Source organism: Spirosoma litoris, assembly GCF_054776755.1.
Genome location: NZ_BAAHBI010000008.1, coordinates 16,109 through 28,058, shown reverse-complemented (window position 1 = coordinate 28,058; position 11,950 = coordinate 16,109). Strand labels below are relative to the sequence as shown.

General features: G+C 48.6%; 10 protein-coding genes and 3 pseudogenes. 7 read left to right on the top strand and 6 right to left on the bottom strand.

What is annotated here, in order from left to right; all coding sequences use genetic code 11:
- Positions 1-31 precede the first annotated feature (31 nt).
- The gene (locus ACYVGR_RS05205) at positions 32-493 is read right to left on the bottom strand and encodes a MarR family winged helix-turn-helix transcriptional regulator (RefSeq protein WP_460954255.1); all 462 of its coding nucleotides are present in this window, start codon (positions 491-493) and stop codon (positions 32-34) included.
- A gap of 439 nt (positions 494-932) precedes the next feature.
- Positions 933-2,366, bottom strand: a complete 1,434-nt coding sequence (locus tag ACYVGR_RS05200) for an FG-GAP repeat protein (RefSeq protein ID WP_460954253.1) — start codon at positions 2,364-2,366, stop codon at positions 933-935.
- A 365-nt stretch (positions 2,367-2,731) separates the two neighbouring features.
- Here ACYVGR_RS05200 and ACYVGR_RS05195 point away from each other — a divergent pair, with 365 nt between their 5' ends.
- The 6 genes and pseudogenes from ACYVGR_RS05195 (at position 2,732) to ACYVGR_RS05170 (ending at position 6,005) form a co-directional block, all read left to right on the top strand.
- A complete protein-coding gene (locus tag ACYVGR_RS05195; RefSeq protein ID WP_460954251.1) occupies positions 2,732-2,926 on the top strand; it encodes a phosphotransferase in 195 nt (64 codons plus the stop codon).
- A gap of 108 nt (positions 2,927-3,034) precedes the next feature.
- Complete coding sequence (locus ACYVGR_RS05190) at positions 3,035-3,262, top strand: hypothetical protein (RefSeq protein ID WP_460954249.1); 228 nt, start codon at positions 3,035-3,037, stop codon at positions 3,260-3,262.
- Positions 3,263-3,335: 73 nt separating this feature from the next.
- The gene (locus ACYVGR_RS05185; RefSeq protein ID WP_460954532.1) at positions 3,336-3,713 is read left to right on the top strand and encodes a MerC domain-containing protein; all 378 of its coding nucleotides are present in this window, start codon (positions 3,336-3,338) and stop codon (positions 3,711-3,713) included.
- Between the two features lie 19 nt (positions 3,714-3,732).
- Positions 3,733-4,721 (top strand): annotated as a pseudogene (locus ACYVGR_RS05180) (CobW family GTP-binding protein); the annotation flags it as partial.
- Between the two features lie 168 nt (positions 4,722-4,889).
- The gene (locus ACYVGR_RS05175) at positions 4,890-5,327 is read left to right on the top strand and encodes a hypothetical protein (protein WP_460954248.1); all 438 of its coding nucleotides are present in this window, start codon (positions 4,890-4,892) and stop codon (positions 5,325-5,327) included.
- A gap of 225 nt (positions 5,328-5,552) precedes the next feature.
- Complete coding sequence (locus tag ACYVGR_RS05170) at positions 5,553-6,005, top strand: DUF3299 domain-containing protein (protein ID WP_460954246.1); 453 nt, start codon at positions 5,553-5,555, stop codon at positions 6,003-6,005.
- 417 nt (positions 6,006-6,422) lie between these two features.
- Here the strand turns inward: ACYVGR_RS05170 and ACYVGR_RS05165 are convergent, their stop codons facing one another.
- From ACYVGR_RS05165 to ACYVGR_RS05150, 4 genes and pseudogenes are all read right to left on the bottom strand, one after another.
- Entirely contained in the window at positions 6,423-9,548 is a 3,126-nt protein-coding gene (locus tag ACYVGR_RS05165; protein ID WP_460954244.1) for a TonB-dependent receptor, read from the bottom strand.
- Positions 9,549-9,956: 408 nt separating this feature from the next.
- Positions 9,957-10,358: pseudogene (locus ACYVGR_RS05160) on the bottom strand (phospholipase domain-containing protein); the annotation flags it as partial.
- Between the two features lie 247 nt (positions 10,359-10,605).
- Positions 10,606-10,902 (bottom strand): annotated as a pseudogene (locus tag ACYVGR_RS05155) (alkaline phosphatase family protein); the annotation flags it as partial.
- Between the two features lie 100 nt (positions 10,903-11,002).
- The gene (locus tag ACYVGR_RS05150; RefSeq protein ID WP_460954530.1) at positions 11,003-11,161 is read right to left on the bottom strand and encodes a transposase; all 159 of its coding nucleotides are present in this window, start codon (positions 11,159-11,161) and stop codon (positions 11,003-11,005) included.
- Positions 11,162-11,513: 352 nt separating this feature from the next.
- Between ACYVGR_RS05150 and ACYVGR_RS05145 the strand changes: the two genes are divergently transcribed.
- Positions 11,514-11,921, top strand: coding sequence for a PadR family transcriptional regulator (locus ACYVGR_RS05145; protein ID WP_182462377.1), 408 nt, complete (start codon positions 11,514-11,516; stop codon positions 11,919-11,921).
- Positions 11,922-11,950: the final 29 nt, after the last annotated feature.

Sequence of the window (11,950 nt, the reverse complement as noted above, 5' to 3'; positions counted from 1 at the left end):
AGTTAAATATTTAACTAAATGGCTAAAAAAATCAACTCAGATTCACAATGATTTTTTGCAGATAGCTGATCGTCGACTCCATTTCTTCAGTGGTAATCCCCTTATCTGAATTACTGTACATCTCTTCCACCCAGGGCCTGATTTCTGTTCGCAATTGATGCCCCTTAACTGTCAGAAAAATGAGTTTATTTCGTCGGTCAGTGGGATCTTCTTGTCGGCTAACTAATTCCCGGCGGGTGAGGTTATCAATCAGATAAACCAAACTAGCCTTGTCTTTTAAAATAGCGTTGGCCAATTCCTGCTGGTTTACACCATCCTGTTCCCAGAGCTGTCCTAAAACCTGCAGCATCTCAAAGGTTAAGTCATATTCATGCTGTTTGAGTTTTTGCTGAACAAATTGCCGAAAGGCCAGATACACCTTATTCACCGACAAGAAAAGGGCCCGCTGAAGCTCGGTGGATTCTATACTAGCCGTTTGGGTGTCCTGATGCATAAGTAAGGAAAGCTGTTGACTTAACAACACAAAGGTACGGCAAATAGTTAAAGGTTTTACTATTGTGGTGCGTAATTTTCAAAAAATAATCGGTTTAACCGCTTATTGCTGTCAACACGCTTCCGTACGGATCACATGAATCCATGCCTCTTTAAACGCTCTAAAGTGAGACGAGGAGTGATTTGTTTATCACTAATTCGGGGGTTTAATGCGGAATAGCCTACCTTTCGTACTAGTCTAGGATGTACGAAAATAAATCCATGGCAAAACGCCCAAATAGTCAGTTTCAAAGAGGTTTGGAAGCCTAAACGCGTCTTGATTTTCGTACGGTAAGCAGAAGAGTACGAAATGATAAAGCCTACAACCGTTCGGAGGTAGGCAAACCAGCGCCTATTTCTTCATCAACGTTCGCCTTCGCTGAACATCGGCTTCCCAACCATCAGTTAACCGTTCCAAAACTAACCTTGCCCTGAAAGTTTTGATACCCAGAGCCGCCAATAATATACGTCCCGTTGGACAGCCCAACTGAAACGCCATTAGCGGTACTAGCTGGGCTGTTGTCGGTAACCCGTTGCTGCTGGGGCCAACTACTGCCCGACCGCATAAACACATAGGCCGCTCCCTGAGACGAGTTACTGCCAATGGTTTTGTTAGGCGCCCCTACCAGAGCATAATCCCCCGAGATGGCTACGCTAGTGCCAAAGTAGTCAGAAGCTGCCCCATCGCTGGCTACCAGCCGCTGTTGCTGGGTCCAGCTACTACCCGACCGCATAAACACATAGGCCGCTCCCTGATTCGTATTACTACCAAGGGTTTTGTTAGACGCCCCCACGATGGCATAATCCCCCGAGATGGCCACGCTAACGCCAAAGTTGTCAAAAGGCACCCCATCGCTGGCCACCAGCCGCTGTTGCTGGGTCCAGTTAATACCTGACCGCACAAACACATAGGCTGCCCCCTGATTCGTATTACTGCCAATGGCTTTAGTATACGCCCCCACGATGGCATAGTCCCCTGAGATGGCTACGCTATAGCCAAAGTGGTCAGGATTCACCCCATCGCTGGCCACCAGCCGGGACTGCTGGGTCCAGCTACTACCCGACCGCATAAATACATAGGCCGCTCCCTGATTCGAATTACTGCCAAGGGTTTTGGTATACGCTCCCACCAGGGCATAATCCCCCGAGATGGCTACGCTAACGCCGAAGCGGTCACCAAGCTCCCCATCGCTGGCCACCAGCCGGGACTGCTGGGTCCAGCTACTACCCGATCGCATAAACACATAGGCCGCTCCCTGAGACGAGTTACTGCCAATGGTTTTGTTAGACGCCCCCACAATGGCATAATCCCCCGAGATGGCTACGCTAATGCCGAAGTTGTCATTAGCCGCCCCATCGCTGGCTACCAGCCGCTGTTGCTGGGTCCAGCTACTACCCGACCGCATAAACACATAGGCCGCTCCCTGATTCGTATTACTACCAATGGTTTTTTGAAACGCCCCCACCAGGGCATAATCCCCCGAGATGGCCACGCTAACGCCAAAGCGGTCAGGAGCCACCCCATCGCTGGCCGTCCGGCTGGTAGTGGGTAGTAAGCTGAGGCTAGTGGGCAGCAGGGGAAACCAGTTCTGTCCATCATAGAGAAAGAGCGTGTTTTTATCCAGGTCATAGACGAGCCCACCAAGGGGTGGACTAGCTATTGCCAGCCTTTGGGCGGTGGTCAGGCGCGGGGGCAGAAACACCTTATTGTTATTGGGGCTGCTGAGATCTAATATTGCGGAGGCATTGGGCGGCCCACTAATGCCAATCTGGGCCCAGACCGTAGCTGGGAGCAGGAGCAGCAAAGTCAGTAAACGGTAGAGGGTACGCATCATCGAAGGTTGGTTTTAGTTCGTCCTTCCCCAAGATAAGGATTGACCCTTTTGGGCTCTATTAATAGGCGGTTAATTTTTGTAAAAGGTAAATGGGGCGGGCCATACCGACGGAAGGTGGCCGAAGGGCTGATTCGACCAACGTAGCAGCAGCCTGTCATCAAGCAAGCGGCTTTCTGATATTCTCAAATAAGGCTCTTTTGTCGAAGCGATAAGTAGCCGCTTGATGAATGGCTAGTTCTAGCAAGCCTAGCTAATCAAGGTTTATCTTGCAGCCATGAAATCGATTTTCCCCGCATGCCCTGGCGACTTTACTCGCTGAACGCTATCCACTGCACTCTATTCAATGCACCTTTCTGGTGCGAGGGGTGGGAGATACCTATTTAGTCGACTCTGCTCAGGGGCGATTTATTCTTCGTATCTACCGCACCACTCACCGAAGCCTGTCCCATGTCCAGGCGGAAGTAGCCTTGCTGCTGGCCCTTAAGCAAACGGGCATCTCGGTGTCTTATCCCATTGTGGATCGGATGGAGGAGCCTATCCAGCAACTGGACGCCGTGTAAGGATCACGCTATGCAGTACTCTTTAGTTACACCCCTGGCCAGCCCTCAAGAATACTGAGCAACAGCCAGCTACGCACGTTCGGCCAGGAAATGGCGTGCTTTCACCAAGTGTCATCCACCATCGCATTACCTGGAGAACGCTGGATATTTGATCTGGATACCACTCTTTTCAAGCTATTGGACCGGTTAACATACGCCTTTGTTGCCGATCCAGAAAGTTATCTCTGGTTGCAGCAAGCTGCCCGACAAGTCGAGACCAAGATAGCGGAGGTAAACACATCGGGGTTCTTGGACTTGCAACAGTATAGTGGGGCGTTGGAAAGTTCTTTTCGCTAATTTTCACAAATGCAACAATGTTGCGTTTATGAAAATTAATACTACCTTTGAAGCAGTTATTTCTATCGTTGCCATGAAGCAAGCCATACGCCAATCCCGCGCCGACTATCTCGGCATTACCGGTTCCGTTCTTTGTATTATTCACTGTCTGATAACGCCTATACTGGTCATGACCTCTACTCTGCTAACCCACGATACATTACGGGTTGGTTTTTTGAGCCTTGACTACGTGTTTATTCTGGTCAACATCGGGGCCGTCTGGTCGGCGTCACGACAGGCTTCCGCCCCTATTCGGGTGGCGCTCTGGGCACTTCTGAGCCTGTTCGCTATGGGTCTACTGCTGGAAAATGTCAACGTAGGATTTGAGTACGTTGCCTACGCAGCCTCGTTGGGGCTGGTCATTACGCACGTGGCCAACATTCAACAGTGCCGCACCCATCACGCTCATTAATGCGCTATTATGGTGAAAACTTCGGGAGGACCTGATGCTGGAGGTAGAGAAACTGGCCCGCGAAAACCGCTTTGATTATCTGCTGATCGAATCCTGTGGTATTTCCGAGCCATTGCCCGTGGCCCAAACGTTTTCGTTTGCTGATGAGCAACAAGGTATTGATCTCTTCCGCTTTTCCCGACTTGATACCTTAGTCACGGTGGTGAATACGTTTAACTTTAGCCGCCATTTCGGCTCCACCAATACAGTTTATCAACGACAACTCAACAATGATGTCTCAGACACTCGCACCATCGTTAACTTCATGACTGACCTGATTGAGTTTGCCAACATCATTATTCTCAACAAAACGAATCTGCCCAGCCGTGAACAGGTAAGTGAATTAAAGGCTATTCTGCACAAGCTTAACCCAAAGGCTAAACTGATCGAAAGTCAGTTCTCGAAGATTGATCCGGCCCAGATTTTAAATACTCATCTGTTCGATTCTGAGGAGGTTTCGCAGTCGGCAGGCTGGATTCAGGAGTCACAGAATCATAAATCGGGCAAAGGTCACACGCCTGAAACCGAAGAGTACGGTATTGCTTCATTTGTTTTTAGAGACCATCGGCCCTTTCATTCAGCCCGATTCTGGCAGTACCTGAGCGAAAACTTTCCGGCGGGTATCATCCGTAGCAAAGGGCTGTTGTGCCTGGCCTCGCGTCCGAACGATGCGCTGAATTTTAGCCAGGCTGGCGGTAGTCTTCGGACTGAGTTTGCCGGGGTATGGTGGGCATTAATACCTTTCGCCAGGTGGGTTCAATACGGTGCTTTTCTGGAAAATCAGCAATCGATTGAAGCCCGCTGGCACAAACGCTTTGGCGACCGGCAGAACGAGCTGGTTATTGTTGGGCAGGATGTAAACCAAGCGCAGAGTACGGCCGAGTTACAGGAATGCCTGTGTACGGATCTTGAACTCAAGCACATAGAAACCGGAGTGCTTTCATAGATCCGTTTCCAGTTTGGGAGTAAATGCAGTGCTACGGGAGATCTAGTCTTCAGGGGTGCCCTTATGATGCGGGGTCGCCCGTGCGATTGGGTACTTTTAAGTTGCGCCGGTACTAGCCTCCCGTTTTTTTACTTTTGCATCATGGTTGCAAAAGTACTAGTTTGCTGTAAATCCCAGTCCAGGCAAATAAGATGAAGTTACTCCTTACTCCTCTTTTTGGGCTGACCATCTGTCTGTCAGCCTGTTCGTCGTCGGATAAGAAGAATCCACTTCTGGACGAAGCCGAAGGCTACCACCAGCAGGCTACCGAGATTCAGGAACTAATAGAGCCTAAAATTGAGCGGATTGATTCGCTGAAAGCAGTAATTATAGCCCAGAAACTCCCCAATGCCTCGGCTCGGGCTGCTACGCTCGATAGCCTGAAAACGGCTTTTGAAGAATGGGAAGAAAACCTGGTCGAAGTGCCGGGTATGCCACACGAGCACCACTATCATGACAAAGGAGAGCATCACCACCACCACGATGCGACGCTAAAAGACCTGCCTGCCGACCAGATGCGGGATTTACAACGCGAAACCCTCAACAACATCCGCCAGATCGACACCCGGCTAACGGTCATGATGAAGTAAGTTATTGATAACCAGATAATCTCAATTCATGATGCAATCACCATCGATAAGAATTTTACGTTCGGCTAGCCAACCTTCACAACCGGTGCGGGCGATTATTCGGCCTGTGAATTCGAAAAAATCGCTGCAAATATACTGTTGAGCCGTAGAAACAACTCGTAAGAATCTCCGTTGCATAATCTCCATTTTGCTCGTTGAGTAACCGGTATAAATCACTCTTTAGCGATGAGACAAATCTTAGGTGGCCTAATAGGTTGGTTGTTACTGAGTAGTCTAATTATAGTCTCGGGACCGCAGGCTATTAGCTGGGAACAACTGCGAGATGTGCAGTTCAAGAAAAAGTGGTATCCCCAGGAAGGCGTTGTGTTGCTATATCCCAAGTTCGGCCCGTCGGTGAAGGCCCTCAGCGGGAAAGTTATTTCAGTTACCGGATATGTTATTCCTATTGATCTGGAAAGCGGGATATACGTGGTGTCACGGTTTCCGATGGCTGCCTGCTTTTTCTGCGGAGCTGCTGGACCCGAGTCAATCGTTGCCCTGAAATTCAAACGATTACCTCGCAAGTTCAGAACCGATGAACGACAAACTTTTTCGGGCACGCTCCGGCTGAATGCCGATAATATCTATGAGTTGAACTACGTCCTGGACGGGGCCGAACTGCTGTCTGAATCGCATTAGACGATATGCTCACCATCGAAGAGTTTCTTCGGTCCCGGAACGTTCGACCTACACCAATCCGAACGGGCGTTTGACAATCAATTGCACAGGGTCGGCTTGTATCATTGTTTGCTGACGCTGACTGAAGCCGGTATCATTCAGAAGTTTATCCATTCAGAGGGCAACAGTTCGTTCTTTTTCAGAAGTAACGTCCGCAGATAGATATTCTCAGGTCAATGTTCGCAATGCGAAACGATCGTTTGCCAGCCTATTCATAGGGCATTGAGTAAAATTCGAATAGCCTTGTGTAAGTCATAAAAAACCTTCCGGTTCGTAGTTTGTTCCACTAAGCCCGGAAGGTTTTTATTTTAAAGGCAATCTCTTGAAATTCAGGATAACGCATGTTTGCGAAGTACCCTGCAATGCTACACCATGAGGCTAAAATCCATACCGGGCACCCAGTTGGAATTGGTAAGGGTTACCACTTAAGCCTGATACGCCCGCATTGGTATTCACTGCATATTTATAATTGTTGGTAGCCGGGTCGAAGCCAGCTCTGGATAGCAAAGCAGTGGCCCCCAGCGCATGGTTAACGCCCCATGCTTTGTTGAGCAGGTTGGCCGTGTTGAACAGATCGCCCGACAGTTCGAGGTATTGTTTGTTGAATGTTTTGACTTTGTAGGTCAGTCGCAAATCAACCGTTCCGTAAAATGGATTCACGCCCCCGTTTCGTTCGGCAATTTTGCCAAAGCTATTTCGGATGTAGTCTTTGGCACTATTTTCCACGTTTGGGTTATTCAGAATCGCGTTAATACCATCTTTTAAATACTGAGGAGTTTCGGCTTTGTTAGGGTCATAGACAAAAGCCAGATCGTTGGTTTCCACAAAGTCCCCGTTGATGTTGCCGTTCACAATCATCGAATAGCGGGTACCACTCAACCCCGAAAAGCGGAAGCCCAGGTTAAAGCCGTGGAACGTAGGAGTATTGCCATACACAACAATCTTGGTTCGGAACTGATTGTCGGAGTAATTCATCTGGTTCAATGTGCGCGGATCGCCAGCCGTGTATTGAACCAGCGTTGCGGTATTGGCTACGTTCCCGTTGTAGGAGGTATTGTCTTTGGTGTCGTTCCAGGTGTATGAAAAAGCAATCTCGCCATCCTTAAAGTAGCGGTAGTTTCCATCAACAACCACGGCCGCTTGATTTATTTTACCCAAACTTTCCAGCTCCAGCACACGACCTACGTCGGTTGTTTTGCGACCTAGCGTCCAGTTCTGCGACCCGTTGGATACGGTAATGGTCGACGCCGGAACATACACCGGCCTGTTAGCCTCCTGCGATAAGTTGAAATAGGGCTGATCGACCATATTCTTATCGATGTAGGTATAGTTGTTGCGACCAAACGACAAATACCCAGCAATGCTCATTCTAAAATTAGGACTAAAGAAGTGGCTGTACGAACCGTTTATTTTGTAAACTGTAGGCACTTTCGCGTCTTTGCCATTCATATTGATCGTATATAGCTTCGGTACATTCGGATTGTTGATCAAATCCATTCCCGGTGCCGAAGCTGGGTTGGTCCGATAAGCTGGGAAGTTCGGCGTAGGAACCAGGTTGCCGGTTACATCGATACTGGCAATACGGCTGCCATCGAACACCATGTTGTTGATCATGGAGTAGGGGTTCAGTGCCGAACCTAGTATACCGGCCCCCAGGCGAATGATATCCTGACCATTCTGATGAATATCCCAGGTTGCTTGGATACGCGGTTGTACCTGTAGGGTCGCCAATTTATTATCCGTTCTCAACCCGAGTGTGTTAAACACGGTTTGGTTAAACGTAGGCTTGGTCAAATAGTCGGTATAATCGATTCGGATACCTCCTGTAACGTTTAAACCCGGTGCCAGGGTGGTCTGTGCCTGGGCATAAACGGTGGGAACCAGAAGGTTAAATTTCACATTAGGCGTACTGCTCAGATAAACGTCCCGTGTGAACCGATAGGGAGCCAGACTCTCAAACGCGGCCAGCCCCGTATACCAGAAACGTCCGTTGGTTTCACTGCCATAAATGGAATTCTGATTGCTAAACGTCAATCCGGCACCAAACGTGAAGTTGAACTGGTTGGTATTCACATACAAATTATCGACCAGTTGCACCAGGTTATTATTGAAATAATCTCCGCCATAGCGTTGGCCACCCAATTGAATACTCGTGTACAGCGTCTTGGTCGAATCGGTTGGATTGACGGATGCTACGTTCGCCACCGTTGCCCGCGGAATGTTGGCGGCAGGCAATTGCGGATTGGCATACATTAAATTGTACTCCCAATAGTGTTGAAGCTTTAATTCGTTGGTTACCTTCGGGCTGATGGTGGTCCGTAACGAGGCCAGCAAACTGTTGTTCTGACTCTTACGGGTACTATACACCTCATACATATTGATGGTCGTATTATCACCATCCGACTGGTTATCCAGGTCATAGATGTAGTTATCCCGGATCGTCAGCAGGTTTTTGGCATTGAGCTGCCAATCAATACGCCCGAATAGCGCGTGTGTACTCTTGAACCGGGTAAACTGGCCAAACTGAGGTTCGTTGCCAACACCATACTTGCTGCGGGCAATACTCAGAAACTTATCTTCGGTGGCTTGGGTAATGTTGTAGCGCAGCGCATCGGCTGTCGATTGAATCGGGGCGATCAGCAACGGTTGCGTACTGGCCTGCCGGTCCCAGGCGACAAAAAAGTGGAGTTTGTCTTTAATAATTGGCCCGCCCAGCGAAAAGCCATATTGGGTTGTGCTAAAGGGGAGGTCCCGCTTTTGTTGGTTTAGTCCGTAAGGACTGGAGAGCCAATTCGTTCTCAGGAATGTGAATGCGCTGCCGCTCAGCTTGTTTGTTCCCGACTTGGTTACGGTACTGATGGTACCCCCACCGGCATTGCCATAGGTAACGTCGTACTGGTTAGTGACCACCTGAAATTCCCGAACGGCTTCCATCGTGATCGAATACGCACCGGTGGGTTGCCCACCAGCTATGGTACTTCGGGCGGCCATACCATCGATGGTAAAATTAGTGGCCGATCCTAACTGCCCACCCAGGCTGTTCCCTGTGCTTAATGGCGAGAGGTCGGCCAGAGTAGAAAAGTTCCGTCCATTTACCGGCAGCCGATTAATGTCTTTTGCCGTAATGGCCGTTGAGGTGCCAATGTTTTCGATCTTGTTTGTCAATGAATTAGCCGAAACTGTAATGGCTTCCAGTTCCTTTGAGTGGTCAACCAGTTTGAACGTCACTCGCAGCAGGTCGCCCTGGTTAAGCGCAAACCCAGTTTGAGACTGCGTAGCCATTCCTACAAACTGCACCGTAATGGAATAAGGGGAACCTAGCGGTAATTCCTTTAACCGGAACTCCCCTTTCTCGTTAGACACCGTATTGGCCTTGAAGCCAGTCGATTCATTTTTGACCTGAACGGTAGCCATTTCTAGCGGTTTCCCGTTTGCATCGGTTACCTGTCCATAAATACCAGCCAGGTTGGTTTGCGCTTTTGATACATAGCTAATCAGTAGCATAAAAGCACAAGTAAGTTGGAGAAATTTGACCATATTTTTACACGTTTTCATGGCCGCAAATATCCCCAGAAACTATGGCTCAGGTTTTACGTATTCATTATCATATCTTGAATAAAAAAGTTGTAAATTTCTTTGTTTCATAATAAGATAACTTGCTGATTGTTAATTTTTGATAAAATTTTGGATTGAATTTAAGTAAGTATTCCAGCATCGTGAAGATAGTCTATATCTAACAAAAAAATGGACCGCACGTGGTCCGTTTTTTTTGTTAGATATCCTGAGTACTTATACTTACTAAGCTACGCCACCCATTAGAGGGTCGGTTTGGGATGGGGCGCCCGTATCGACGTGCCCGGCAAAGTGATCGTCAAAACCATCGTGCCCATCAACGCGAACACTCAGGTCGTATCAGCCATGCTGTTTGCTTAAGTCCACCACTACGCTAGTTTGGCCAGCCGCCGGAGTTTTTACGGTCTGTGGTTTGGCTTTGTAACTATTGTCGAGCAGAGTCAGCGTGTGTGGCTTTCTGTCGTGGTTGTGTAGCGATAGGAGTAAGTTACCCGTCAACTTGTTGAGGTTTAGCCGTTGTGTTTCGTCACGGCATTCAACCTGCACTGCCGAATTGGCTGCGTTCCCCCTGAACTCCCGGTAAAAACCGTTCGGGCCATACACGCGCAGATGATACTGATTCGTCTCAAAATCCCCAATCGCCCATTCGTCCTGCAGGCGGTCGCCGAGAGCAACTGAATAATCCCATGCCCGCATGGTTTCCTGCTGATATGGTCGAACGGCGTAAACGCGGAACGGTGCCCCGGTTGCCTGATTACCAAAAAACTGGTCCCCGCTTCAAATGCCAGTCCCAATTGCTGTTTGTCAGTACCGATAGGTCGATCAACGTATAGTACGTAGGGCAAGGCGCAGGCCAACTGGCGCTTCGGGAAAAGGGGCGACTGTCTGGGCACTTCCAGAAAGGCCTCACGCTCCAAGAACTTGGGTTGTGTAATCGGTTCGCCGTGATAAGGACGGAACACCGACCCTTTCGAGACTTTACCAGTATTTTCACATTTAGGTGAAACGGCCCATAGGTATCGCCCTTCTCGTTGGTTTGCAACCAAACAGTATTTTTATCTGGTAGCTGAATGGCCCGTGGATCGTTGAATCCGCGTACCCCCTGCAACATGCCCGACTGATGATCGAATGAACGGTTTTCCTGCATCAGAAACACAATATGATCGGCATTGAGATAGGTGCTACCGGGTTCGGGAGCTATGGCCAGTGCCTTCTGAATAACTGGAAGCAACGCACCGATAGGCTCAGATGACCAGATTGAGGGCTTAGGCTTCAACCGACTCATCGATGCATTCGCTTTGATATACGCTGAATCATTCACCTGAGTGTGGCCACTGACGAGTCCCTTGTGGATGCCCAAACCCACAATATGGGTGAAGCACGTTTCAAAAACAGAAACCGGGATGCGCTGGCGAGCGGGAGAGGGTGCTGTGCCAGGGTAAAGTCTGCTCGATGTCATAGTCTAAAAAGGCGCGGATGCCCAAATGCAGGTTGGCCAGTTCCAGTAGCTTACGATCTGAGGTAATTTTTTCAAAATGACTCACCAACAGCAGTTTAACGAACACTACCGGATCAATGGATGGTCGTCCTGTGATACTGTAAAAATATCTTTTTTTTAAGACCAGCTTTACCTAGGCAACTGTCTACAAGTCAACTTCTTTTTCTATATTAATAGTTAAACGTTGATCTAACTTCTAGACAGTAATCTTTAACTGTTTATGTAGTGAACTCATGAAAGTGTCGCATTTACTATCGTGGCTCACATCACAATATGCCATTCAACCATCTTTTAGACCTTTTATCATAGGTATAAGGGGAAAGTGGCAAAGTACCTTGCATCGCATAGTACCTTTCTGTACCTTTGATTCATGAAATTCACGAAACCAGTAGATACGAATGAATATTGAAAACGCTCAAGTGCAAATGCGGAAGGGCATCCTGGAATTCTGCATTCTGCACATCATATCGCGGGGCGAAATCTATGCCTCCGATATGCTCGACGAGCTGACCTCCGCCCGAATCATGGTTGTGGAGGGTACCTTGTACCCACTGCTAACCCGTTTGAAAAATGCCGGTCTGCTCGATTATAAATGGGTCGAGTCCACATCCGGGCCACCACGCAAATACTACATTCTGACCGACCTTGGTCGCAATTCGTTAGATGCCCTGAACGAAACCTGGCAGGAACTTGCCGAGTCCGTTAATGCGATTGTCGGGAAAGTTGAGCAACATAAAAAACTTACCAACGGGGCAGTGTCTGTTTCGCCTTCGCCCGATCCAACTAGCCCACCAGCCAACGCTTAACCTATTCTCTTCTATAAACCGAATCGTCG

Excerpts from the sequence above, each read along its gene's own strand:
- ACYVGR_RS05185 (WP_460954532.1), top strand. The coding sequence starts at position 3,336 with ATGAAGCAAGCCATACGCCAATCCCGCGCCGACTATCTCGGCATTACC.
- ACYVGR_RS05145 (WP_182462377.1), top strand. The coding sequence starts at position 11,514 with ATGAATATTGAAAACGCTCAAGTGCAAATGCGGAAGGGCATCCTGGAA.
- ACYVGR_RS05170 (WP_460954246.1), top strand. The coding sequence starts at position 5,553 with ATGAGACAAATCTTAGGTGGCCTAATAGGTTGGTTGTTACTGAGTAGT.
- ACYVGR_RS05165 (WP_460954244.1), bottom strand. The coding sequence starts at position 9,548 with ATGCTACTGATTAGCTATGTATCAAAAGCGCAAACCAACCTGGCTGGT.
- ACYVGR_RS05200 (WP_460954253.1), bottom strand. The coding sequence starts at position 2,366 with ATGATGCGTACCCTCTACCGTTTACTGACTTTGCTGCTCCTGCTCCCA.
- ACYVGR_RS05175 (WP_460954248.1), top strand. The coding sequence starts at position 4,890 with ATGAAGTTACTCCTTACTCCTCTTTTTGGGCTGACCATCTGTCTGTCA.
- ACYVGR_RS05205 (WP_460954255.1), bottom strand. The coding sequence starts at position 493 with ATGCATCAGGACACCCAAACGGCTAGTATAGAATCCACCGAGCTTCAG.